General features: G+C 76.9%; 2 protein-coding genes. One reads left to right on the plus strand and one right to left on the minus strand.

All coding sequences use genetic code 11. The features are described from left to right. Position 1: 1 nt before the first annotated feature. Entirely contained in the window at positions 2–154 is a 153-nt protein-coding gene (locus ABZ641_RS38680; protein ID WP_344625610.1) for a hypothetical protein, read from the minus strand. Between the two features lie 187 nt (positions 155–341). Between ABZ641_RS38680 and ABZ641_RS38685 the strand changes: the two genes are divergently transcribed. Next, on the plus strand, positions 342–1,007 hold the full coding sequence (locus ABZ641_RS38685) for a hypothetical protein (RefSeq protein ID WP_359989382.1): 666 nt from the start codon (positions 342–344) through the stop codon (positions 1,005–1,007). The last annotated feature ends 145 nt before the right edge of the window (positions 1,008–1,152 follow it).

Consider the following 1,152-nt stretch of genomic DNA (forward strand, 5'->3'; position numbering starts at 1 on the left):
CTCAGCGCGGCCTGGCGTGCCGGGCGACCCCGTCGTGGCGGTGCCGCGCGGCGGGCCGCTCGCCGCGGTGGCGGGCCTGCCGCCCGGGAGCGGTGGCCGTCAGCACGGCCGCCAGGACGAGCGGGGTCAGCAGCAGGACCATCACGGTGTTCACGGCCACCTCCGGAGTCGCTCTCGCCAGTCGGACGCCGCACGCCTGCCCGCATTCCGGCCCGCCATGCCCGCCGCGCCCGCCGCGCCCGGCCTGCACCCGACAGGGGCCGCTGCGCGGCCCGGGAGCCCCCGGGTGTCGGCACGGTGCGGCACACTCCGACCGGGTCGGCAGCCGGGAGGATCGACGGATGGCATCGGACGTGCAGGGGCCGGGCGCACAGGAGCCGGGCGGGCAAGGGCCGGGCATGGAAGCGGCGCGGCCCGTGTGGGCCCTGGACCCGTTGGAGGGCGTCGGGCCGCTGCGGTTCGGCATGCGGGCCGAGGACGTCGCCTCGGCACTGCCGGACGCCCACGAGCCGGGCCGCTTCGAGGCCGAAACCCACTGGCCGGAGATCCTCGGCATCCGCTTCGGCTTCCGGCCCGCGCTGCCGGCGGTGTACGCCTACTTCGACGGGACCGGCCGGCTGTTCTGCGCGGCGGCCGACGCGGCCCACGGACCGCAGGTGATCCTGGACGGGCTGGAGTTGACCGGCCGTCCGCCCGCTCTGCTGCAGGACGCGGTGCACGATCTGCCCTGGCCGGAGGGCTCCGGCGTGCGCTACGGGCCGCGCGGGAACCCGGCGGTCCCCGCGGTCGGCCTCGTCCTGCGGGTGCAGCAGACCACGGGCGGTGTGCTCACCCGGCCGGTGCTGGTGGGCCGGGGGTGGGCCGACCGCTGTGCCGACGATTCGGAGGGACGGGTGCCGCAGTGCGAGTGGCTGGGCCGTCAGTGGCCCTACCCCGACTGCCCCGCCGTCCTTCCGCCGCCCGACCACGAACCGGTCTGGCCGCGGGGCTGGCGGCCGCCGTTCTGAGCGGGCGTTCCGCACCGGTGCGACCCGGCCGGCGTCACCAGAGCCACCGGTCGAGGATCGCCGGCCAGGTGAAGTCCTCGTAGCCTTCGAAGGCCGCGGGGTCGATCTCCCTGAGGTCGTCGGCCAGGGCCTTCAACTCGTCCAG

This window comes from Kitasatospora sp. NPDC007106, from assembly GCF_040634455.1.
Taxonomy (GTDB): Bacteria; Actinomycetota; Actinomycetes; order Streptomycetales; family Streptomycetaceae; genus Kitasatospora; species Kitasatospora arboriphila.

Excerpts from the sequence above, each read along its gene's own strand:
- ABZ641_RS38685 (WP_359989382.1), top strand. The coding sequence starts at position 342 with ATGGCATCGGACGTGCAGGGGCCGGGCGCACAGGAGCCGGGCGGGCAA.